The sequence below is a fragment of the Gemmatimonadota bacterium genome (assembly GCA_026706345.1).
GTDB lineage: Bacteria > JAAXHH01 > JAAXHH01 > JAAXHH01 > JAAXHH01 > JAAXHH01.
The window spans coordinates 27,647-47,392 of the sequence record JAPOYX010000232.1; the positions used below are offsets into that span (position 1 = coordinate 27,647).

The window sequence follows — 19,746 nt, forward strand, 5'->3', positions numbered from 1 at the left end:
AGGAATGGCTGGTCGACCAGGGCAAAAAGGTCGTGGTGGTCTGCGAGGGCCGCGACGCGGCCGGAAAGGGCGGCACCATCTCGCGCATCACCGCGCGGCTCAATCCCCGCGTCTGCCGCGTGGCCGCCCTGGCCAAGCCGACGGACCGGGAGCAGTCGCAGTGGTATTTCCAGCGGTACGTCGCGCACCTGCCTTCGGCCGGTGAGATCGTCCTCTTCGACCGGAGCTGGTACAACCGCGCGGGCGTCGACCGGGTAATGGGGTTCTGCACGGAGGAGGAGTACCGGGAGTTCCTCCGGACCTGCCCCGAGTTCGAGCGCATGCTCCTCCGCTCCGACATCCGGCTGATCAAGTACTGGTTCTCGGTGAGCGCGAAGGAACAGGAACGGCGGTTCAAGAACCGGATCAAGGACCCTCTGAAAAGCTGGAAGTTCAGCGATATGGACCGGCAGTCCTACATGAAGTGGGACGAGTATTCACACGCCAAGGACGAGATGATGAACTATACCGACATCAAGCAGGCGCCGTGGTACGTCGTGCCGTCCGACAGCAAGCGGCGCGCGCGCCTGAACTGCATCACCCACCTGCTGAGCCTCTTTCCCTACGACCGCGATCCCACCACCGCGGAAATCGAACTGCCGGACCGCGAAACCGACTCCGGCTACGTGCGCCCCCCCATGGACGACCAGCGGTTCATCCCCGAAGTGTACTGATCCGGATCGGTCTACCGCCGGGGTTTTCGGTCCGCGGTTCCGGCGGACGGAAGGTCTGGCGTCCCTCCGTCCCCACCGCACCGCCGCAACGGTTGGTTTGCGTCGATCGACGTTTCTACCTGAATATCTCGTCCAGTATGCGTCCGTCGCGGTTCGACGCTACCGGATGATCTCGTCCAGAATGCGTCCATCGCGGTTCGACGGCAGGGTGATCCGCAGCAGGTTGCAGATCGTCGGCGTGATATCCGCCGCGTCGACGGAGTGCCGGTAGTGGCCGGGTGCGATCCACGGCCCGTGGAACATGATCGGAATGTGCGTATCGTAGTCGTGGGGCCATCCGTGGGAAGTGCCCACCGTGGCCGACCCGTACTCGCCCAGCAGCAGGTAGAAGGGCGTGGCGATAAGCATAATGTCGCCGCTGTTGACGGAATGGAAGCTGTGATAGACCGTCTTCGTGAGGTTTGATTCCGGCAACAGCCGCCGTTCGATGCGGTGGCGCGTAAAGGCCCTCATTACGGCCGGATGGGTCGCGACGGCCGCGGCCGCCGTCTCTTCCACCTCGGCCCGGCTCAGGCCGCGGCTGTCGATGGCCTCCCAGTTCAGGTACACGCCCGATTCCGCCACGTGCAGGACCCAGTCGTCGTCGCCGTGCAGCCCGTCCAGGGCCTCCTCCACCAGCGCCGTCAGCGGTTCCGGTCCGGCCCGTCCGGCCTCCAGGCCCCGGAGCGCCAACTGCTCCGGCAGTTCCATGGCGCCGTGGTCGGCCGTCAGGACCAGGAGGGTGCGGTCGCGCCCGACCCGTTCGTCGAGGAAGGCGAAGAAGTCCGCCAGTTGCCGGTCCGTGCGCAGCGTGGCGTCCATGGATTCCTGGCTGAAGGGGCCGAAATCGTGGCCGATGTAGTCATTGGCGGAGAGACAGATGACCAGGACGTCCGGGATGTCGTCCTGCCCCAGTTCTTCCTCGATGATCGCCTGCCGGGCGAATTCCAGCTGGTAGTCGGTCGACCAGGGCGTGTGCTTGAAGGCATTCCAGTACCGAGGGCCCGGAGCCTCCAGGCCGCCTTTCGTCACGTGGGGGAAGACGATCCCGCTGTCCCGGTTGTCCTCCTCGCCCTCCCGGACGTCTTTCCCCGCCCGTTCAAGGTACAGTTCCTCCGGCAGCAGGCGTTCCCATTTGCGGCCGAAGGACTGGTCCGGGATTTTCCGGTCGTTGAAGCGCTTGACCCAGTCGGGCAGATCGTCCATGAAGTAGCTGCTCGACGTGATCCGGCCCAGGGACGCTTCAAACCAGTACGGCGCGCCCATCTTCCCGGCGGAGATCATGGCGCTGTAGTCCTTGAGTGATATCGTGATGGCCTTGCCCCGGTAGCGCGTGGCCATGCGCAGTTCGTCCGCCAGGGAAGAGCCGACCAGTTCCCGCGTGGAGGCGCGTCCGGTCGCGGTGGGCCACAATCCGAGGATGTGACTTTCCGGATCCACCAGCGACGGCCGAAACACCCCCGTGGACCGGCTGTACCACGCGTTGTTGACCATCCCCGTCTTGTGGGCGTAGGTTCCGGAGGTGACCACGCTGTGGCCCGGTGAAGTGGAGGCGTGCACATGCGTGAAACGGGCGTCCTGCATCCACGCGCCGCGGTCCATGAACCGGCGGAATCCGTCCTCCACGAAGAGGTCTTCGAACCGCTGCAGGTAGTCGTGGCGGAACTGGTCCACGATGATCAATACCGCGAGCCGGGGCGGGTCGGACGGTCCTGCGGGCGTCGATGCGCCCTGAGACTGCGGGCTGACGCTTTCCTGGTGTATGGGTTGGCTGGCGGTGCCATGGGAATCGGACGGAATGAACAACAGCAGCGACAGAATCAAACCCGTCCTGATGAAACCAGCGATGGACATGACAGGTCCTTTCTTGGGTCGAATGAGTATAAATAAGTTTTTTGAATACGAGATTATACAGGAACTGCCGACTATTTTAGTAACACGGATGGCCAGGCGTCATGGCCGAATGCGGGTCCCAGTCGATTGCATGACCATGCGCCGGACGATCGGGACAGTACTTCCGCAGGCTGAGTTCAAGATAGCATTCTATTGAGAGTTGTCAACGACGGCACGGTGATATTCACACGACGTCGCGGTGACATCGAAACGATGATCTGACGGCACGGACGCGTTGATGAATTCGCAGAAACAGGGTGGGTTGTGATACGGAAAGGGGCTGTATCAACGAATGGCGGAATACATGGCCGTGACCCAGGCGTTTTGCGCGGCGGGGATCCTGGTACTCGGTATACTGACCTGGACGGGACGGATCACAAAAACCCTGCGCGAAGAGATCGATACGAAATTCAACTCCGTACGTGATGAGATGCGCGCTGATCGGGAGGTCCTTCGTGATGAGATGCGCGCTGGATTCAGCTCCACTCGCGAAGAGATGCGTGCAGACCGGGAAGTCATCTTCGGTGAGATCAAATCGCTTCGTGATGAGATGCGCGCTGGATTCAGCTCCACTCGCGAAGAGATGCGCTCGGACCGGGCAGCCATCTTCGGTGAAATCAAGTCGCTACGTGAGGAGATGCACGACATGAACGGCCGGCTGGGCCGGGTAGAAGGTCACATGGGTATCTCCGCAGCGAACAGATTACAGGAGTCGCAATGATCGAGTTAGTGGTAGTTACGTCGACCATACGGGCGATTTCTATATGGATGCTGGTCATTCTATGGTACACCGGTTGGGACCTCGAGAAAACACGGACGATGATTCGCAAGAAAAAGCCTGAGATACGTGCGTTGCTGCATATGTTGCGATCATATACTCGCGTTGGGCAATTACGGTCACGCAAACACGCGAAAGCGGGTCAACGAAAACCGGCGAATTGACCAATCTGGATCCCTGGGTCAGGCGGATTCCATTTCCCGTTGCCTGATACGGTGAAGCAGGGCAATGAGGTGATCACGAAACACGGTGCCCGCATCGGGTTCAAAGGGCAGATGGCGGCAGATCCGCGGCGCGAACACCGCGGCGTACCAGCCGAATCCTTCCTGGTTGAAATCCTGAGGCCGCGCCAGGTAGCCGACGGTCTCGTTGGCGTACCCGATGACCATGGTGTGCGGGTAAGGGGAGGCCGACTGGATCTGCTTTCCGAAGGTCAGGAACAACTCCAGCGGATGGGCGAGTAGCACGGAATCGTTGATGCGCATCCACGAAACGCGGAACTCCAGCCGCTGCGGATGGGGTCCGTCGAGCAGGTAGAGACGGTGCGCGCGCCAGTCTACTTCGAAGCGCAGTTTGCGCAGGTCTGCGGGATCCGGATCACTGCCCGAAGCCTCGAGACGATCGCGGCATTCGGCCAGTTCCGCTTCAAGCCCGGGTCGGTCCGGTACTTCCGTGGGCAGGGCGATTTCGTAGGTGTCGCCGTCCAACTTCACGTCTGCGGTCGTCTCGATATGATCCAGGGCCGGCAGGACGCGTTCGCGCAGCAGTGAACCGTTCGCCTTCATCATATCCATGCCATCGCCGAATCCCCGGCAGTTGAGGTCGCCGCAACTGCCTTGGAAGAACAGTACCCGCAGTCCATTCCGTTCTTTTTCCATCTTCCCGATCCCATCGGCCGGATAGTCGCCGCAGATTACGGTGTCGGCGCCGAGTGTAACGGGGTGGGCGCCGAAATTGATCGCGGCGGCGCGCATCCGGCCGCGGGTATCGTCGATGCGCATCAGCAGCGCTTCCGCGTCGGCTTCCCCTCCCTCGTCGACCCGGTTGACCGAAAGGTCCGGTACGGCCGTTCTCCCGAACCCTATGCGCCCGGGTTCCAGGTTGGACATCGCCTGCCCGATGGCGTCGGCGAACAACTCCGGCAACCCCGCTGTGTAATCCTCGTCCCATTTCCCCCAGGCCACGGTCTTCATGGTGGCCGGACCGGAATGGGTATGGGTGTTGGCGATGATTACGCGGGCCGGGTCGAGTCCGTACCGGTCGCGGACGAGGCGGTGGGTCTCGTCGACCAGGGAGCGGTCCGTCCACACCAGGTCGTTCGACACCAAGACATAGATCCCGTCGCCGTCCGACAGCGCAAGCGCCGTGGAGTGGAGGTCCTGGTGGACCGCCGTCGCCCGTCGCTCGATGTAGGGACCGTATCCGCAAAGCTCGACCCCTGTGGGTGGCGTGATGACGGTTCGGCCGGTGCCGAAGTGTAACTGGGGCATGGTCGTATAAGGTCAGTCTCGTACCGGAAGGCACGGGGAAGATCGTCGCGTCTGTCGTCGGATGACGTATCTCTCCGCTCGGACTGAATCAGTTCAGTCCGTGAACCGCACGGTCTCGCCCGACTTCACCGATTCGGCTTCGCCGTGACAGATTCGCAGGGCGTCGCGGGCCGCCGAAGCCGAAACCAGGGCGGGGTCCGTACCTTTCTCCAGGGTGTTGACGGCATATCCCAGCTGGGCTTCGAAGGCCTCGGGGAAATCGATTTCGGGCTCGGTTCTGCCGCCGTCGGGGGTGTAGAGCGTGACCGGCCGGTCGGAGAGCACGTTGTACCAGAGCGTGCCTTCCTCGAAATAGGCGTCGTAGCCGTGTTCGAAGGCGGCCGAGCTGATCGCCCCGCACTGGGACGAGACGGTGAAGTCCCGGTTTTCATACCCGTATTGCGTGTTCAGGTAGAGCACGTAGCCGTTCGGACTCGTCATGCCGTCGGCGTGTACGCTGTCCGGCATGCCGAAGAGATAGCGCAGGTAGTCGGTGTCGTGTATGTGCAGGTCGATGCCCGCCGCGCCGGTCCGCTCGTAGTCATCGAACCAGTTGCCTTCGCCCCAGAGGGGCTTGGAGATGACCCGCTTGAGGTGCAGTCCCAGGAGGCGCCCGTAGCGTCCGTCGTCGATGGCCTGCGCCAGGAAGGCGAATTCCGGGAAGAACTTCAGCACGTGGGCGACCATCAACGTCCTGCCAACCTCCCCGGCCTTGCGGATCATGCGGTCCGCCTCGTCCAGACCAAGGGCGATGGGTTTCTCGACGATCACGTGCTTGCCGGCGTCCAGCGCGCGCAGAACGACGTCGTGGTGCAGGGCCGTGGGCAGACACACGTCGACCAGGTCGATGTCCGGGTCGCTGAGCACCTCTTCGATATCGGTACAGGTGCGGATCCCGGTCAGGTCCTGCACGCCGCCGCCGCCACCGAAGTTGCCCTGGATGTGCCGCCAGTCGCCGCTCAGCTTACGCTCGTCCCGGGTGCAGATGGCCCCCACTTCCGCATTGGCCAGGTTCCTGACGGCCATGAAATGGGTCGTTCCCATGAACCCGATGCCCAGGATGCCGATTCGTATCAAGTCATTCCTCCTTCATTAGGTGCCGCGGCACAGGTCTCCTCCGCGGATTCATCGTCCGCCGTCAACGCCTCGTCCCGCTGCCGGCGGCTCAATCCCCGGCAGACGGCGTGAACAACTGCTGTCCGTATTTCCGGTAACCGCCGATGAGGGCCTGGCCCTCCGGCGAGGTCACGTAATCGATGAGCGCGCGTGCGTGCCCGTACTTCACGTGCGGCCAGCGCGTCGGGTTGACCGCGATGATGCTGTAGGGATTGTGCAGCGGGGGATCGTATTCCACCAGGACCCGCAGGTTCACCGTTGCCCTTAAGGCAAGGTAGGTGCCCCGGTCGATCAGCACGTACCCCCGTTTCTCATCCGCCATGCGCAGAGTGGCCGCCATGCCCTGGCCCACTTCGACGTACCACGCCCCGCCGGGATCGATCCCGGCGATGGCCCAGATCGCCTGCTCCTTCTGGTGGGTTCCGGAAAGATCTCCTCGTGAGAAAAACAACGCTTTCTTGCGTGCGATCGTGGCGAAGGCGTCGGCGACTCTGTCCGTTCCGCCGATCCCGGCCTGGTCGGCGGACGGTCCGACGACGACGAAATCGTTGTACATGACGCCCCGGCGATCCACCCCGAATCCGGCGGCCACGAAATCTTCTTCCAGTTCCGGTGCATGAACGAGGACCGCGTCCACGTCGCCGTTTTCAGCCAGCTTCAGGGCCTTGCCCGTACCCACGGCGATGACGTCCACCCGGATCCCGCCATTCTGTTTCTGTTCAAAGGGCGGCAGGAGGATATCCAGCAGTCCCGAGTCGTACGTGCTGGTGGTCGTCGCGAGCTTAAGCCGGGGCTGGCCTTCCGCGCCGGCCGTGCTGGCCGTTAAAACCAGGACGAGCAGCGGTAGTAGAATGTGGCGGAGACGCATGCCGTGGACCGATCCCGGATCAGGCCGTCAATTCAACCGGAGCATGAACATGACGCGAAGGCGTGTTCGCCACGCGTTGTTGGTCGCGGGGGAGACGAGTGTTTCGGGGGAATCGTACTTGCGGGTGTACAGGTGGATATCGACCGTCAGCTTCTCGATCAGATGATGGCCGAAAATGAGGCCGGCGCCTTTCGTATTGGTCTGGGTGTAGTCGATGTTACTGAAGGATGCAAGCGTGGCGTCTTGCTGCATGAGGAAAGCCTGGAACCCGGCCCGGGTATCGCCGACCTTTCCTGTACTGCCGTACATCAGCGAACCTGTGATACCGTGCCGCATGTCGTCGGCGCCCATATTGAAGACGTAGTCTGCGTTGAGCGCCAGCGGTCGCCCGTTCACGGTCTGGGTGTACTGGCCGCTGAAGTTGATCATTCTGAATTCGGACAGGTATCCGGTTCGGTCCGCGTTGGCCCGGTTGGAATTCGCCGCAACGATCAGCGCGGGGGACCTCAGGTTCTGCGCGGCGAAGAGGGAATCCGCGCCCGCCACCGTATAGTAGGCCACAGCGAGAGTCTGGGACTTGCCGGACTGGGTAAAACGGACCAGGGCCTGCCCCCCCAGGAAATAGGTCCGGTCAAGGTCCTTTACCGGCGAGGCCAGTTGGTTGATCATGAACTGGCCCAGGTTCAGGCCGAAGGTGGCGGAGCCGTCATCGTTTTTCGCGGTGATCTGCTGAGCCAGTCCCTCCGGAGAGAGATCGCTGTCCAGCACCACCTGGGTCGGACGGAAGAAGGGCAGGGGGAACTTGCCCGCGGTCAGGGTGAGCGAGGGATTGGGCCTGATGCGCGCGTACATCCAGGAAATATGGGGGTTCTCGCGTACAAACAGGTCACCGTAACTCATCCAGTCAGCAACGACGATGGCTTTGGGATTGCCCGTCATGACCTTGCCGGTCACGTCGATTTGGTCCGATACACGTAACGTAGCGTTCAGGAAGGCTCCGTACATGAAGCGGTTCACCGCCCGGCTGCCATCCTGATAGTCGCCCTGGAGCCTGGTCCTGATCATGCCGTTCCAGGAGAATCGGTCGTCCTCCTGGGCTACGGCGGGAGCGACGTTCGCAAGCACGGCGAGGGTACAGGCGCACATCAGGATGTGTCTGATCCGCATGGGCTCCTTTCCTCCCGGTGTACTGGTCCCATCCGGCTTCCTGGAGTCCGGGACCGATTCGCCTGAGTGTACTGATAACCTATGTTGATCCTTGAACAAAGCATTTTAGGGAACGGCGCATACCGTGTCAAGGGATATGATGCAGAACGGTTGGCCGCTTTCATATCGCATGTACCGTGGCTTCGCGCTGCTTCAGGCCGGATTGGCCGGTCCGGACGTATGGTACGTTTGCGAGTCCGGGGCAATATGTTAGAAGAAAGTCGCCGGTCCGGATGTATTCATAAATAGTACAGGCTGATCTGCCTATGCCGCGTCTCCGGCCGCGGCAACATTAAGGGTTGTTCCGATCACGCGGCAGGCATATATTCGACATCGAAACATGCCGCCCGCAGCGTACGGCGGGGTGTATTCGAGCCCGGCGGCCGATCTTCACAGCCGCTTTCATCTCTTTCAGGGAGACGATTCATGTTGAACGGTATCAACGAAACGGCCAGGACCGGCGTATCCCGCCGCCGGTTTCTCACGGGCGCACTGGCGACCGGCGCCGCGCTGACGCTGGCCGATCGCCTCGCCCTGGCCCAGACCATGGCATCAGGCGGCCTTACCGCCAAGGACATACACGGGATCGGCGTCGAACCGGGTCTCGTCCGCATGGCGCTGAATGAAAACCCCATCGGACCGTCCCCGCGGGCCTTGCAGGCCATCGCCGAGAACATGTTCAAGATCAACCGGTATTCCTTCGGCGGCGGCGACATCTTCGGCGCGCTGGCCGAATTCGACGGCATCGAACTGCCGCCTCCTCGCGAACTGCCGCCCGGCATGCGTGGCATGGGCGGGGGAGGAGGATTCCGCTTCAGGAGGCAAACACCCTTCTTCATCACGGCGGGATCCGGCGCGCTGCTTACCCAGATCGCGCTGGCCTACCTGAGCAAGGGCGGTACCGAGGTGATCGAGGCGGACATGGGGTACGGCGACGTTTCGCGTGACGCCGAGGACTACCAGGAAGCGGGCCTCGACGTAAACATCATCCGCACGCCCGTGAAGGACCACAAGCACGACCTGGACGCCATGCTCGCGGCGATCACGCCGAAGACCTCCGTGGTGGTCATCACCAATCCGAACAATCCGACCGGTACGCTGCTGTCTTTCGAAGAGACGGAGAAATTCGTTGCCGCCGTGCCCTCGAATGTACTCGTGGTCATCGACGAGGCTTACATTCATTTCGTCAAGGATCCCCAATACAGGACCGCGGCGTCCCTCGCTACGAAGCATGACAACGTGATTGTCACCCGGACCTTCTCCAAGGTCTTCGGCATGCCGGGCATGCGGCTCGGATACGGAATCTGCAGCCAGGCCATCCAGGAGAAACTCCGGTTCTACAGCACGGGCCGCGCCAACGCCCTGGCCTACGCCGCGGGCGAGGCGTCGCTGAAGGACAGGAACCACTACAACCGTTCCCGGGCCGTGGTTCAGCACTTCCGGGACCGGCTGGAAGACGAGTTTACGAAGATGGGACTGGAATACATCCCGTCCGAAAGCAATTTCATGATGGTCGACCTGGGCAAGCCATCGATGAACATCATGCGGGAGATGTTCCGCAAGGGCGTCATGGTTACGAACCGGCGCAGGCAGCAGATGCCCACGTGGATCCGCGTATCCTCCGGCGACGAGCGGGAGACGGAAGTCTTCCTCAACGTGCTGAAAGAAGCGCTGGGCAAGACCAGCTAGCAGCACGGGGCCGCCAATGTCGCTCATCCGCCTGCCCCTGTTCGTTACCTGGGGCCTGGTCGTCCTGTGGTTCCTGCTGGACGTCACGAACCTCGTGGCGGGCGGACCCTTCAGTATCAACTGGACCATTCCGGCCGCCGCCGCCTGGCTCTCGGTCATCTGTCTCCGCGCGGGCAGGGGTTACGGCGGATTTCTTTCCGCGGCACTGATCTATACGGCGGGCGTCCGCCTGCTGGTCATACTGCTGGCGATACTGGGCAAGACGGCCGGGCTCGAAGGCGAGTATTTCACCTGGGGACGCAGCGCGCTGTTCGGCCTGGTCATTCCCCACGTCGTCCTGTGGCCGGTCGTCACCTTCATTGCGGGCACGCTGATCTGGCCGGTTCTGGCCCTGGCCATGCGCCGGAGACAGGTCTCGTACCGGGGCGCTGCCATGGGCGTTGTGGTTATTCTTCTTATCGTCTTCATCGGCCTGCCATACCTCATATCGACCCTGTACACCGGCGGCGTGGGGCCTCGTCGCAAGGCGCAGAACACGCCTGCGGACTATGGGCTGGCCTACGAAGACTTGACGCTGACCACGACCGACGGTGTGAAGCTGGCCGCCTGGTACATCCCGAACGACACCGGCCGGGGCACGGTCATCTACTGCCATGGCCACACCAATCACCGGGGCCAGATGCTCGACCAGGCCGCCTTTCTTCACGAAAACGGGTTCAGCGGGCTCCTGATCGACTTCCGCCGCCACGGGGACAGTGACGGCGATTTGACCACATTCGGTTATTATGAATGGCGCGACGTGCAGGCGGCCCTGAGGTACGCGGTCGACGAGCGGGGCGAAGAGGGACCGGTCATCCTGTGGGGCATTTCCATGGGCGCGGCCACCGCGCTGCTCACGGCGGCGGAAGAGTCCGAGATCGACGCCGTCATCGCCGAGAGCAGCTTCTACGCGGCCTCCGAAACGCTGCGCGGCGACCTGAGCCGGATGTTCGGCCTGCCCACGGTACCCTTCGGGTTTCTGACGGGTACCATCACGGAACTCCGCGTGGGCATCAAGATTGATTCTCTGGACCTCGGCCGGGCAGTATCCGGCCTGGGGGACACGGCCGTGCTCCTCGTGGGCGGCACGGCGGACCGTCGTATGCCGCTGTCGAACAACGAGCGGCTGTACGATCAGGTCCCCGGCGCGAAGAAGGAGAACTACGTCGTTGAGGGAGGCACCCACGGCGACATTTGGGAAATGGCGCGGGACGAATACGGGGACAGGGTCCTGGCATTCCTGAAGAGGTCGGGGTTTCCCGATCACCCGGAGCCGTCCGCCGGAGATGGGGATTCCGAAGAGATCACCAGATAGAGAAAAGGGGAACAGGCGTGAAAGATCCCGTGTTTCGACCCCTGTCGACCTACCAGGAATACCCGCCCGATGAGATGGAGCGGCGGGCGGAAGCATTCTACCGGGCGCTTAGCCGGCGGCGCACGGTCCGTGATTTCTCCGACCGGCCCGTGCCGAAGTCGATCGTCGATAACTGCCTGCTGGCGGCCGGAACGGCGCCCAGCGGCGCGAACATGCAGCCGTGGCATTTCGCCGCGGTGTCCGATCCGGAGATCAAAGCGAAAATCCGCGTCGCCGCCGAGCGGGAGGAGCGACAGTTCTACCGCGAGAAAGCGCCGCAGGAATGGCTCGACGCCCTGGCTCCGCTGGGAACCGACGAACACAAGCTTTTCCTTGAAACAGCCCCGTGGCTGATCGCGATCTTCGTCCAGCGCCACGGCGTGCTGCCCGACGGCCGGAGCGTCAAGCACTATTACGCCCTGGAATCGGTGGGTATCGCCACGGGGATGCTGATCGCGGCGGTGCATCAGGCCGGCCTGGCGTCGCTCACCCACACGCCGAGTCCCATGAATTTCCTGAACCGCCTGCTCGGCAGGCCGGCCAATGAGCGTCCCTTTCTGCTCCTGGTCGTCGGCTACCCGGCGGATGACGCGGAAGTGCCGGTAATCACGAAGAAGCCGCTCGAGGACATTGCCTCGTTTGTTTGAGGCGGACGCGGCGAGGACGAAGGATAGAGGAGGTCGCATGCGCGGGTCGATCGTGCCGGTGGTAACACCTTTCAAGAACGGGTCGCTGGACCTGGCCGGCCTGGCCGGTCTGGTCGAATGGCAGATCCGGAGCGGGTCCCATGGCGTATCGGTGCAGGGGACGACGGGCGAACCGGGCTCGCTGTCCCTCGAGGAGCGCAAGGAAGTGATCCGCGCCGCGGCCGCTGCGGTGGACGGAAGGGTGCCCTTCGTACCGGGCAGCGCGTCCACCAACCACGAGGAGTCCATCGAACTCTCCCGCTTCGCCCAGTCCATGGGCGCCGACGCCCTGCTCTTCATCGCGCCGTACTACAGCCGGCCCGGCCAGGAAGGCATTTACCGTCATTTCGACGCATTGGCCAAATCCGTCGACTTGCCGGTTATCCTGTACAACATCCCCGGGCGCACAGCCGTCAACATCGAAATCGATACCGTGGCGCGGCTGAAGGAGGCCAACGACAATCTCATCGGCGTCAAGGAGTCGAACAAGGATTTCGAGCATATCAACCGGCTCCTGCACCGTATGGGCAGGGACTTCCTCGTATACTCCGGGATCGAACTGCTTTGCTATCCGATTCTCGCCATCGGCGGGGCGGGATTCGTGAGTGCCACGGGGAATCTGATGCCGGCGGAAGTGGCACGGCTGTACGACCTGGTACAGGAAGGGAGATGGCTGGACGCGCGCGAACTCCACTACCACATGATGACGCTCAACGACGCCGTGTTCATGGAGATCAACCCCGTGCCGGTCAAGACGGCCCTGGGCATGATGGGAAAAATCAGCCCGGAGGTCAGGCTGCCCCTGGCCCCGTTATCGGAAGGGAACCACGAAAAGCTGCGCGGGATCCTGGAGGACTACGGGCTTATCAGCTAGCCGGCCGTGGCCGTGTACCGGCCATCGGATCGCCGGAACATGCTTTCGCCGGGTCGTGCGTTGGTTCGGACCGACCCCTTGCTCACGAAGTTCACTTGCCGGGACGATCATGCCGGTTACGCCCTACCGTCTGCACTACAACGAGAACCCGCTCGGTCCCTCTCCGTTGGTGATGGACCGGATCAGGTCCCACCTGGCCGGACTCAGTCTGTATCCGCCCAGGGACGATGAAGTGCTGAGAACCCGCCTCGCGGAGTTCTACGGCAGAGGCGTGACGCCTGCGCACCTGTTCTCGACTTACAGTGGCTCCGAAGCCCTGGATCTCATCGCGCGGGTATACCTGGAACCGGGCGACGAGGTCATCGTTTGCGGTCCGACATTCCACGTTTACGCCCGGACGGCCGCGTGGCAGGGCGCGAAGGTCGTCGACGCGCCGCTCGACAACGAGGATTTCAGTGTCCGGATCGACGCGGTCATGCAGGCGGTGACGGACCGGACGCGCCTGGTATACCTGGGCAATCCCAACAATCCGACGGGTTCCATCGTTACGCGGGACGACATGGAACGGCTTCACCGGAGTCTGCCGCGCGACGTCACCGTCGTATCCGACGAGGTATACCACCACTTCGCGACCCATACGGATTATCCGGATACGCCCGCAGATGCCGTAGCCGGGCGCAACGTGATCGTACTGCACTCTTTTTCGAAGGTCTACGGACTGGCGGGTCTTCGCGTCGGTGTGGCCATATCCCGTCCCGATATCATCGAACGCCTGGCGAGGCTTCGCAGGACGTTTCACCTGGGTTCGCTCGAGATGGAGGCGGCTGTCGCGGCCATCGGGGACCAGGACCACGTGGCACGGTCCGTGGCGCTGGCGGAGCGCGGCAAGAAGTGGCTTTACGCCGCCTTCGATCGATTGAAACTCACCTACTGGCCGAGTGAAGGCAACTTCATTCTGTTCCGCACGCCGGTCCCGGCCGATGACCTTGCGGCGCGCATGGCCGACCGGGGTATTCTCGTGGGTTCGGGCAGCCGTTTCGGCCTGACGCACAGCATCCGGGTCAGCGTCGGGCTCCCGGAGGCAAACCAGGCCTTCGTATCGGCGCTGGAGGGAATTCTGATCGACACAGGCAGGCCGTGAAGACCGACGGACGCTGACTTTCGACCGGCAACTGGTGCAGACTTTCGGTCGACGACCGGTGCAGACCTTCGACCGGCAACTGGTGCAGACTTTTGGTCGACGACCGCCGACGTCAGATATCTTAGATATCACTGAGCAGTAAACTGAGTTACAGTACGAAGGGAAACGCATGTCACAGGCTGCATTGCTGGAACGGGCCGAACGGGTCCTGGTCGGCGGATCAAACGGGGAATTCCGCCTCCCGCCGGAAGCCAACCTGGTAGTTTCCCACGGCGAGGGCGTGACGATTCACGACACCGCGGGAAGAGCGTACATCGACTTTCTCCTGGGCTCCGGTCCGATGATCCTGGGCCACGGCCATCCCGATGTGGTGGAGGCGGTGACCCGCCAGGTCTCGCGGGGAACGACGTTCATGGCCCTCAACGAGCCGGCTATCGAGCTGGCCGAAAGGGTAGTCGAGGCCGCCCCCTGCGGAGAGAAGATCCGCCTGGTGGTCACCGGTTCCGAATCGATCCAGTTCGCCCTGCGGGCCGCCCGGTCGTTCACGGGGAAGGACCGCTACCTCCGTTTCGAAGGGGGCTGGCACGGGGTGAGCGATTCTGCGTTGCATGGAGCCCGGACGCTGCATCCCGGCGCCTATCCCGCCACGGCGCCGGACGGCGGCGGCATTCCGAGGAGTTGGTCGGCCGACGTGCTGGCCACGCCCTTCAACGACGTGGACCAGGCCGTGGAGGTGGTGGAAAAACACAAGGGCGAGCTCGCCGCGATACTCATCGAGCCCCTGCAACGGTGCATCCTCCCCCGGCCGGGGTTCTTCGACGCGATGCGCGAACTGGCCACGCGCCACGGCATCGTCCTCATCTTCGACGAGATCGTCACGGGGTTCCGCATGGCCTGGGGCGGCGCCCAGGAACGCTACGGCGTGACGCCGGACCTGGCGGTCTACGGAAAGACCATCAGCGGCGGCTATCCCATGGCCGCCATCTGCGGACGCGCCGACGTGATGGACGTCATGGACGGCTGGCGACCGGCGGACGATCCGAGGCGGATCATCGTATCCGGCACCTTCAACGGCTATCCCGTCGGCGCCGTCGCCGGCCTGGCCACCCTTGACGTGCTGGAACGGCCGGGGATATACGAACGGCTCTTCGCCATGGGCGGTCGCATAACCCGGGAGATCACGGCCATGGGCGACCGCCATTCGATCCCCCTGCTCGTCGGCGGCGAAGGCCCCGTGCTCCAGGTGCTGTTCACGGACGAGCGGGAGATCATCGACTACGGGTCCATGTTCCGCGCCGACAAGCAGAAGGCCTTCGTCTTCGGCGTCGAGATGATCAAGCGCGGCCTCTTCGTGAGTCCCTATGAGAAGATCTACCTGTCCCTCGCGCACACGGACGCCCACATCGACCGGCTTCTGCAGTCGGCCGAAGAGGTGCTGCGGGACGTAATCGCGAAAATGGATTGAACGGGCGCAGTCGCGGCCGGCCGATACGTGGAACGGCAGCGCGGACAATAACAACTACCGATGGAACCGCCGCGCTCGTCGTGCGTGACGGGCACCGCGGGCCCTGGTGGACCGCAGAAATCACTGAAGGAGCAAACCCATGAAAAACGTCCTCCTCCTGGGCGCCTCCGGCAACATCGCGCCGTTTATCATCCCCGGCCTCGAGCAACACTACAACCTGCGCCTGGCCGATATCCGTCCCCATCCACACGGCAAACCCACCATGCACGTGGACATGGGCGACTACGGGCAGGTGCTGGAAGCCGCCCGCGGCATGGACGCGATCATGAACTGGACCGTGGTCCGGCAGGACCCCGTGGCGAGTTTCGCCGTGTCCGTCCGGGGCGCCTGGCACGTGATGAAGGCGGCGGCGGAACTTGGCATTTCGAAAATCCTGCACACGGGCCCGGAGATCATCATCCCCGGCTACTTCCACGACCACGACATCGGCGATGTTCCCCAGGCGCCGGGCACGGCCTACTATATGCTGACCAAGCACCTGGCCATGGAGATCTGCAGGATCTACGCCCGCAAGTACCGGATACACACCGTATGCTATCAGTTCAACGGACTGGGGCCCATGCCCGAAGAGCAGGTGAGGAATACCGACCATCCGCCCTTCACCATCGTCTACGACGACCTGGTAGAGGCCTGCCGGCTGGCCCTGGAAATCGACGAAGTACCGGACTATTTCCAGGCCTTCAACATGGGCAGCTACCTGCAGCAGGGCAAATACACCATCGACAAGGCCCGGCGCATCCTCGGCTACGAACCCCGGACCAACCCCCAGCGGTTCTTCAAACGGCCGGTGACGGCGGGATGAGGCAGCCGGTCTCTCCGACGGCGTATATGCAAACGGCGTATATGCAAACGGCGTATATGCAAACGGCGTATATACAAAGTAGATACGAACGGATCCACTTGCATGCATGAAGATCACGCGGTTCGAGATCCCCATGATGTCCGTGCATAAAATTCGAAAAATCAACAAGTTATGCGTTTTTCTTCTGTTGTGTGGAACCGTGCCCGTCGCCTGTGCCGCGGAACCGGACCCCTCGGCTTCGCCGGCCGCCCAGGCCGCCAGGCCGATCCGCCCGGTCGTACCGGACACGTCCTGGACACCGCCGCGTCCCCGCTCCGTCCACGAGCGGCAGGACGAGCGGAACCGCATGGTCGAGGAGATCCTGCACAAGTCTCCCATGGTCACGGACGGGGCCGTGCTCCGGGCCATGTTGGACGCGCCCCGCCACGTGTTCGTCCACGAACAGACGCGGCGCATCGCCTACGAGGATACGCCCCTGTCCATCGGGCTCGGGCAGACCATCTCCCAGCCTTACATCGTGGCGTACATGACCGAGTTGCTCGAAATCGATCCGACGTCGAAGGTACTGGAGATCGGCACCGGATCGGGTTACCAGGCCGCGGTGCTTGCCCACCTTACGCCCCACGTGTACACCATGGAGATCATCGAACCCCTGCTGGATCGAGCCCGCGGCCTGCTCGCCGAGGAGGGCTATGACGCGATTCAGACGCGTCACGGCGACGGCTACTATGGCTGGCCGGAGGCGGGCCCCTTCGACGCCATCATCGTCACCTGCGCGGCCGGCCATCTTCCGCCACTCCTGTGGTCCCAGCTCAAGCCCGGCGGCCGTATCGTCATTCCCATCGGCGAGATGACGGGCGTGCAGCGGCTCGTCGTAGTACGCAAGACGGCGGGCGGAAAACGAACCTCCCGCACCGTCATGTCCGTGCGCTTCGTGCCCATGACCGGCCAGGCTGAACAGTGACACCGCGAACCGAAAACCCGAATACGCCTGAGGGTTTGTCGACAAATTACCTCGTTCAGGCTGCCGGCCTCGTGTCCTGCGGCGTCATCGCTTTCGAAATCGGGCTCATACGCGTGCTGCAGTACGCGAGCTGGTACCATTTCGCCTTCCTCGTCATCACCATCGCCCTGCTCGGCTTCGGCATGAGCGGCACCATCCTGTCGCTGTGGCGCGGCTACCTCCTCCGGCACAGGCAAACAGTCCTTCCGGTCCTGGCTCTGCTTACGGCAGTCTCCATTCCTCTCATGCTTCAGGCCGCGCAGCTTCTGCCCGTGACCGGCCGTTTCCTGCCCGGCCTGGTCGTCGGGCAACTGGCCTGGTGGGTGGGGTACTGGGCCCTGCTGACCGTTCCCTTCGCCCTGGGTGCCACGGTCATAGGACTGGCCCTGATGTCCGCCGGGAAACGGCTGACCGCGGTCTACGCGTCGAACCTCATCGGCAGCGCCACCGGCGCGGTCGGAGTGACCATCGTCATGTACTTCGTGGAACCCGCCTGGCTGGGTTGCGTGACCGGGGCCGTAGTTCTGGCCGCGGCATGGCGCATCGACCGGCGGGCCTTGAGCGCCGGACTGGTTTGCGCGGGTGTGCTTGCCGGTGCACTGCTGGTGCTGCTCGATCCGCCTTCCATCCGCGTAGACGACGACAAATACCTCGCCTACGTGGACCGGGTCGAGGCGGGCGGCCAGGCCGACCAGCTGGCCCGTGCCTTCGGTCCGTCGGGGGTCGTGGAGGTATTCGGCAGCGATACCTTTCACGACATGGCCTTCATGACCGACGATCGCGTGCCGCCGTCCATGGCGTCCATCGTCGTGGACGGCCACCAGGCAGGGTCCCTGTTGAGGATCGACGACGCGGACCAGGCTGAAGCCCTGGACGGCACGCTCATGGCCCTCCCCTACGGCCTGGTTCCATCCAGCCCCAGGGTTCTGCTGCTGGACGAGGTCGGCGGCGGCAACATATGGCTGGCCCGACGGAAGGGCGCGTCCTCGGTGGACATCGCGCAGTCGAACCGGGTCCTGCTGGACCTCCTGGCCGGACCATTGGAGGATGAAGGCGGCGTGGTATTCGGTCTGCCGGGCGTTGCGCTCCATCTGGTGGAATCGCGGGCGTTCCTCGAAGGAACGGCGGAAACCTTCGATCTCATTCAACTGGCGGGCATGGAATCCTGGTCGGCGGCCGCGGGAGGCCTGGAAGGACTTAACCAGGATCATCTCATGACGGTGGAGGGCGTGGCGGCCGCCCTGCGGCGTCTGTCACCGGATGGCATCCTCCACGTATCCCGCGGCATACAACTGCCGCCCCGGGACAACGCGAAGATCGCGGCGACGATCATTGCCGCCCTCGAACAGTCGGGGATCGCCCGGTCTTTCTGGTCCGCCCGGCCAGCCCGACCGGGCCCGCACATCGCCATGGTCCGGGATTTCCTCGGCGTCTGCACCATGGTCAGGTCCAGGCCCTGGCGGGAAGCGGAGATCCGTCGGCTGCGGGACCTGATCGCGGAGAGGAATCTGACCCCGGTGTACTTCGAGGGGATAACGGACGGCGAACTGAACCGGCCCGACGAACTGCCCGGTCCACCGGGCGAAGAAGGCGACTACCTGTACCATGCGATGCTTTCCCTGTTGTCCGGGGACGCGGACGAAACCGCGGGTTTTTTTAACGAGTGGCCCTTCGACGTCCGGCCGGCCACCGACGACCGCCCCTTTTTCGGCAACTTCGGCAAGCTGGCCGCCCTGCCCGAATTCAGGCGGGTATACGGGGCTGGCTGGCTGCTGCGGTCGGAACTGGCCTTTCTCTTCGTCCTGGCCGCGGCGGCCGTCGTGTCGTTCACGGGTCTGGTGCTGATCCTCCTGCCCTTCGGTTTTCGCTCCGATATTCGTCGGGCGTCCGGCCGGTTGACCGCCGCGGTATACTTTCTGGCCGTCGGACTGGCCTACCTGGTGTTGGAAATCGCTTTTCTGTCCGGATTCCAGCGTCTCCTGGGCGATCCCGTGATCGGCGGAGCGGCCACCGTGGGGGGCTTTCTTCTCTGCTCGGGCCTGGGCAGCCTGGCGGCGAACCGCATTGCCGTGCTGCCCGGGGTTTCGCTGGCCAGGCTGGCTCTCGTGCCGGCGGTAATGGCTATACCGGTGTTCACCGGCCTGATCCTTCTCACCCTGTACGGGGGCGCCTGGCCCCTGGCGCTCCGCCTCGCCGCGGCACTCTTCCTCATTGCGCCCCTGGCCTTCGCCATGGGCCTGCCTTTTCCCCTCGGACTGCAAAGGTTCGGAAAGCGGTCCGCCGCCCTGGTCCCCTGGGCCTGGTGCGTCAACGGGTGCGCCTCCGTCCTGGCCTCGCCGCTGGCGATGATTATCGCCATGCAGTGGGGTTTTACGCTGACGGCCGCGGCCGCGGCGGCCTGCTACGTCGTCGCGGGGTGTGCCGCGGCAAGAGGGGCTTCGCCCCCTCCTCCAGCACAGCGGTCCGGATCCCGCTAAATCGGGCCGACGAC

At 63.4% G+C, this 19,746-nt stretch carries 16 protein-coding genes; 11 read left to right on the forward strand and 5 right to left on the reverse strand.

Features of this window, described 5'->3' with window-relative positions; genetic code table 11:
* Window positions 1-713, forward strand: a 713-nt coding sequence (gene ppk2 / locus OXG98_16325) for a polyphosphate kinase 2 (GenBank protein ID MCY3773573.1), incomplete at its 5' end; no start/stop codon positions are given.
* 159 nt (window positions 714-872) lie between these two features.
* On the opposite strand, the gene OXG98_16330 is transcribed toward ppk2, so the two are convergent.
* Window positions 873-2,606, reverse strand: a complete 1,734-nt coding sequence (locus OXG98_16330) for an alkaline phosphatase family protein (GenBank protein ID MCY3773574.1) — start codon at window positions 2,604-2,606, stop codon at window positions 873-875.
* Between the two features lie 331 nt (window positions 2,607-2,937).
* On the opposite strand from OXG98_16330, the gene OXG98_16335 reads away from it, so the two are divergent.
* Window positions 2,938-3,366 (forward strand): hypothetical protein, encoded by a 429-nt coding sequence (locus OXG98_16335; GenBank protein ID MCY3773575.1) that lies wholly within the window; start codon window positions 2,938-2,940, stop codon window positions 3,364-3,366.
* A 239-nt stretch (window positions 3,367-3,605) separates the two neighbouring features.
* On the opposite strand, the gene OXG98_16340 is transcribed toward OXG98_16335, so the two are convergent.
* From OXG98_16340 to OXG98_16355, 4 genes are all read right to left on the reverse strand, one after another.
* Window positions 3,606-4,913 carry a neutral/alkaline non-lysosomal ceramidase N-terminal domain-containing protein gene (locus OXG98_16340; protein MCY3773576.1) on the reverse strand — a complete coding sequence of 436 codons (1,308 nt, stop codon included), beginning with the start codon at window positions 4,911-4,913 and terminating at the stop codon, window positions 3,606-3,608.
* Window positions 4,914-5,006: 93 nt separating this feature from the next.
* Window positions 5,007-6,029, reverse strand: a complete 1,023-nt coding sequence (locus tag OXG98_16345) for a Gfo/Idh/MocA family oxidoreductase (GenBank protein MCY3773577.1) — start codon at window positions 6,027-6,029, stop codon at window positions 5,007-5,009.
* Between the two features lie 88 nt (window positions 6,030-6,117).
* A complete protein-coding gene (locus OXG98_16350) occupies window positions 6,118-6,936 on the reverse strand; it encodes a substrate-binding domain-containing protein (protein MCY3773578.1) in 819 nt (272 codons plus the stop codon).
* Window positions 6,937-6,963: 27 nt separating this feature from the next.
* Window positions 6,964-8,103, reverse strand: coding sequence for a putative porin (locus OXG98_16355; protein MCY3773579.1), 1,140 nt, complete (start codon window positions 8,101-8,103; stop codon window positions 6,964-6,966).
* Window positions 8,104-8,568: 465 nt separating this feature from the next.
* Between OXG98_16355 and OXG98_16360 the strand changes: the two genes are divergently transcribed.
* The 9 genes from OXG98_16360 to OXG98_16400 all read left to right on the forward strand — a co-directional run bounded on the left by OXG98_16360 (window position 8,569) and on the right by OXG98_16400 (window position 19,732).
* Complete coding sequence (locus tag OXG98_16360; GenBank protein ID MCY3773580.1) at window positions 8,569-9,831, forward strand: histidinol-phosphate transaminase; 1,263 nt, start codon at window positions 8,569-8,571, stop codon at window positions 9,829-9,831.
* A gap of 16 nt (window positions 9,832-9,847) precedes the next feature.
* Window positions 9,848-11,185, forward strand: coding sequence for an alpha/beta hydrolase (locus tag OXG98_16365; GenBank protein MCY3773581.1), 1,338 nt, complete (start codon window positions 9,848-9,850; stop codon window positions 11,183-11,185).
* Window positions 11,186-11,202: 17 nt separating this feature from the next.
* Complete coding sequence (locus tag OXG98_16370; GenBank protein ID MCY3773582.1) at window positions 11,203-11,871, forward strand: nitroreductase family protein; 669 nt, start codon at window positions 11,203-11,205, stop codon at window positions 11,869-11,871.
* 37 nt (window positions 11,872-11,908) lie between these two features.
* A complete protein-coding gene (gene dapA, locus OXG98_16375; GenBank protein MCY3773583.1) occupies window positions 11,909-12,784 on the forward strand; it encodes a 4-hydroxy-tetrahydrodipicolinate synthase in 876 nt (291 codons plus the stop codon).
* A 109-nt stretch (window positions 12,785-12,893) separates the two neighbouring features.
* On the forward strand, window positions 12,894-13,925 hold the full coding sequence (locus OXG98_16380) for a histidinol-phosphate transaminase (protein ID MCY3773584.1): 1,032 nt from the start codon (window positions 12,894-12,896) through the stop codon (window positions 13,923-13,925).
* A gap of 169 nt (window positions 13,926-14,094) precedes the next feature.
* A complete protein-coding gene (locus OXG98_16385) occupies window positions 14,095-15,390 on the forward strand; it encodes an aspartate aminotransferase family protein (GenBank protein ID MCY3773585.1) in 1,296 nt (431 codons plus the stop codon).
* 139 nt (window positions 15,391-15,529) lie between these two features.
* The gene (locus OXG98_16390; GenBank protein MCY3773586.1) at window positions 15,530-16,252 is read left to right on the forward strand and encodes an NAD(P)-dependent oxidoreductase; all 723 of its coding nucleotides are present in this window, start codon (window positions 15,530-15,532) and stop codon (window positions 16,250-16,252) included.
* 106 nt (window positions 16,253-16,358) lie between these two features.
* Window positions 16,359-17,216 carry a protein-L-isoaspartate(D-aspartate) O-methyltransferase gene (locus OXG98_16395; GenBank protein MCY3773587.1) on the forward strand — a complete coding sequence of 286 codons (858 nt, stop codon included), beginning with the start codon at window positions 16,359-16,361 and terminating at the stop codon, window positions 17,214-17,216.
* Between the two features lie 71 nt (window positions 17,217-17,287).
* On the forward strand, window positions 17,288-19,732 hold the full coding sequence (locus OXG98_16400) for a hypothetical protein (protein MCY3773588.1): 2,445 nt from the start codon (window positions 17,288-17,290) through the stop codon (window positions 19,730-19,732).
* The last annotated feature ends 14 nt before the right edge of the window (window positions 19,733-19,746 follow it).

Bases quoted from the DNA above. Each gene is read 5' to 3' on its own strand.
- OXG98_16355 (MCY3773579.1), bottom strand. From the start codon at position 8,103: ATGCGGATCAGACACATCCTGATGTGCGCCTGTACCCTCGCCGTGCTT.
- OXG98_16340 (MCY3773576.1), bottom strand. From the start codon at position 4,913: ATGCCCCAGTTACACTTCGGCACCGGCCGAACCGTCATCACGCCACCC.
- OXG98_16390 (MCY3773586.1), top strand. From the start codon at position 15,530: ATGAAAAACGTCCTCCTCCTGGGCGCCTCCGGCAACATCGCGCCGTTT.
- OXG98_16330 (MCY3773574.1), bottom strand. From the start codon at position 2,606: ATGTCCATCGCTGGTTTCATCAGGACGGGTTTGATTCTGTCGCTGCTG.
- OXG98_16360 (MCY3773580.1), top strand. From the start codon at position 8,569: ATGTTGAACGGTATCAACGAAACGGCCAGGACCGGCGTATCCCGCCGC.
- OXG98_16335 (MCY3773575.1), top strand. From the start codon at position 2,938: ATGGCGGAATACATGGCCGTGACCCAGGCGTTTTGCGCGGCGGGGATC.
- OXG98_16395 (MCY3773587.1), top strand. From the start codon at position 16,359: ATGAAGATCACGCGGTTCGAGATCCCCATGATGTCCGTGCATAAAATT.
- OXG98_16380 (MCY3773584.1), top strand. From the start codon at position 12,894: ATGCCGGTTACGCCCTACCGTCTGCACTACAACGAGAACCCGCTCGGT.
- OXG98_16350 (MCY3773578.1), bottom strand. From the start codon at position 6,936: ATGCGTCTCCGCCACATTCTACTACCGCTGCTCGTCCTGGTTTTAACG.
- OXG98_16365 (MCY3773581.1), top strand. From the start codon at position 9,848: ATGTCGCTCATCCGCCTGCCCCTGTTCGTTACCTGGGGCCTGGTCGTC.
- OXG98_16385 (MCY3773585.1), top strand. From the start codon at position 14,095: ATGTCACAGGCTGCATTGCTGGAACGGGCCGAACGGGTCCTGGTCGGC.
- dapA (MCY3773583.1), top strand. From the start codon at position 11,909: ATGCGCGGGTCGATCGTGCCGGTGGTAACACCTTTCAAGAACGGGTCG.